The organism is Arhodomonas sp. KWT (genome assembly GCF_010993615.1).
This window is the reverse complement of sequence record NZ_WNXE01000265.1, coordinates 1-2,801: the sequence shown is the minus strand read 5'-3', so window position 1 is coordinate 2,801 and position 2,801 is coordinate 1. Positions and strand designations below refer to the sequence as shown.

Genomic DNA, 2,801 nt, shown 5'->3' with positions numbered 1-2,801 from the left:
CTGCTCCGGCGCGGCATCAGCCTGATCCCGCAGGAGTCGAGCCTCTTCCCCCACCTCAGCGTCGAGGACAACCTCCGACTGCCCCTGCGCGCCGCCCGCCGCGCCGGGCTGTCCAGCGACGACGCCCTGGAGCGCACCCTGGAGCGCTTCCCCGAGATCCACGGCAAGCTCCGCGCCGATGCCGGATCGCTGAGCGGCGGCCAGCAGAAGATGGTGGAATTCGCCAAGGCCCACATGCTCCGGCCCCGGCTGTGCCTCATCGACGAGCCGAGCATCGGGCTCTCGCCGAAGATCGCCGGCGAGGTGTTCGGCTGGATACGGCAGTTCGCGGACGAGGGCATGGCGATACTGCTCGTCGACCACAACATCCGCAAGGTCATCGAGCTGTCGGACTATACCTACGTGCTGACCCTCGGCGAGGTCACCGCCGAGGGCCCCCGGTCCCAGTTCGAGGGGGACATGCACGAGCAGGTCCGCGAGTGGCTCGGCCTCAACTTCTGACGCCCGGCGCGCGGCGGCGGGGAGCCGTCGCGCACCGGGCGCCCCTCAGTGGGCGTCCGCCATCAGCCCCGGCGACTCCCCGCCGCCGCAGCCGAGATAGCGGGAGTGCTGGATCCAGCTCGCCTGCGGGTAGTACGCGAACAGGTACTGCCCGCCCTTGATGCTGTCGATCAAGGGCTCGGCCACCGCCGGGCGCACCGCCGGGCAGCCGTAGCTGCGCCCCAGTCGTCCGACCCGGCGGATGAACGCCGGGGTGGCGTAGTCCGCCCCGTGGACGACAATGGCCCGGCTGTAGGCGTGGTCGTTGACCCCGGGCTCCAGGCCCTTCAGGCGCAGGGAATAGCCGTTGCGGCCATGGTAGCTGTTGAGGGTGCGGTACAGGCCGAGGCTGGACGCGTGGCTCTCGGGCACATTGGAGAAGTGCTCGGCGCGATTGCCGCCGGTGGCCTGGCCGTGGGCGACCCACTCGCGGAACAGCAGCCGGCGGTCGTCGAGATCGAACACCCAGAGGCGCCGTTTCGTCGACGGGAGGGAGTAGTCGATCACCGCGAGACGGCCGGCCGCGGGCTGGCCGCGCTGCACGGCGCAACTCATGGCCTCGGCAGCCAGCGACAGGGCCCGGGGATCGGCCCCGGGGGCGAGCTGCTTGAGGGTATCGGCCAGGGGAGCGGCCTGGACGGCGCCGGCGAGCATCAGCACGGCCAGCGCGACCCCGGCAAGGCGATACCGCCGGGGCGGAAGCATTCTTTGAAGAAAGGGCACGTCTCGGTCTTCCTCCGTGACAGCACGAGCGGCTACGCTGCTGGAACGAACCGTCCACAGGTCGCCGCAGACGGCTCCATTATCGCGAAACGGGCGACGGTCACAACCGCAGGCGGATCCGGAGGGGGAAGTTGACCGTGCGCACAGGTCGGATCGCCGCAACCATCGTACTGATCGCCGGGCTCGTTACCGGCGGTAAAGCCGCCTTGGCGGACGCGGCCGGGGACCCGGTCGGCGATCGGCTACAGACTCTGCTGGACGCCCCGTCTCCACCGGCCTCCGGCGACCTGACGCCCCGGGTCGAGGCGTTCTATGCCGTCCGGGACTTTCGTCCGGCCTGGCGACGGCCCGAGGCCGTAACCGCATTCACGACCGCACTCGACACCCTGGCGGGCGACGGCCTGAGGCCTGCGGATTACGCCGCTGACCGGCTCGTCGCGGCCCACCACCAGGCCTACGCCGGGGAGGGGCCGGTAGACGAACGCGCGCGCTTCGATATCGCCGTCACCCGGCTGCTGCTCACTGCGCTCCGTCACCTGGACCGCGGCAAGGTCGACCCCGCCTCGCTGGAGGCGGACTGGGACGTCCCCCTCCCGCCCTTCTCGCCCGACGTGGCCGCTCTCTCCGACGACGTCGACGCCCTGGACTTCGAGACCGCCTTTGCCCGGGCCCGGCCGGACTACGCCCCCTATCGCCGGCTGCGCACGGCGCTCGCGCACTATCGCCGGATCCGCGACACCGGCGGCTGGCCATCCCTGCCACCGCTGGACACCGCGCTGCACCCCGGGGACCGGGCCCCGGCGGTCGCCGTGCTCCGCCGGCGACTCGCGGTCACCGGCGCACCAGTGGGGGACAGCGCGGCCCCGGCACTCTACGACGACGCCCTGGCCGGGGCGGTGCGGCATTTCCAGCGCCATCATTACCTGGAGGTGGACGGTGTCGTCGGCGCCGCCACGCGGACGGCGCTCAACGTCAGCGTGGACGCCCGCATCGACCAGATCCGGGTAAACCTGGAGCGCGCACGCTGGCTGCTCCACGGCCTGCCGCGCTCGTTCGTGCTGGTGGACATCGCCGGCTACCGGCTCACCTACTACCGCCCGGATCATAAGCCGTGGCACACGCGTATCGTCGTCGGCACGCCCTACCGGCGCACGCCGACGCTGCGCTCTGAGATCACGCATCTGACGCTCAACCCGACCTGGACGGTGCCCGCGTCGATCACCTGGCGTGAGCTGCTGCCCCGCATCCGCCGGGACCCCGGCTACCTCGCCCGCGAGCACCTGCAGGTCCTCACCCCGGAGGGTCGGGCGCTGGACCCGGCGGCGATCGACTGGAGCGATCCGCCCGCAGTGGTGCTGCGCCAGAAGGCGGGAGCGGACAACGCCCTGGGGCGGGTGGTATTCCGCTTCCCCAACCCCTACGCGGTCTATCTCCACGACACCCCGGCCCGGGCGCTGTTCAACCGCCCCCGGCGCGCGTTCAGCCATGGCTGCATCCGCGTCGAGCACCCACTGGAGCTGGCCCGCCTGCTCCTCGAC

The 2,801-nt window shown here is 71.6% G+C and carries 3 protein-coding genes; 2 read left to right on the top strand and 1 reads right to left on the bottom strand.

Annotated elements, in window-relative coordinates; genetic code table 11:
- Positions 1-501, top strand: a 501-nt coding sequence (locus G7A99_RS17635) for an ATP-binding cassette domain-containing protein (RefSeq protein WP_163142617.1), incomplete at its 5' end; no start/stop codon positions are given.
- A gap of 45 nt (positions 502-546) precedes the next feature.
- Here G7A99_RS17635 and G7A99_RS17630 read toward each other — a convergent pair.
- Entirely contained in the window at positions 547-1,263 is a 717-nt protein-coding gene (locus G7A99_RS17630; protein ID WP_240466335.1) for a murein L,D-transpeptidase catalytic domain family protein, read from the bottom strand.
- A gap of 137 nt (positions 1,264-1,400) precedes the next feature.
- Here G7A99_RS17630 and G7A99_RS17625 point away from each other — a divergent pair.
- The coding region (locus G7A99_RS17625; RefSeq protein ID WP_240466334.1) for a murein L,D-transpeptidase at positions 1,401-2,801 on the top strand (1,401 nt) is incomplete at its 3' end.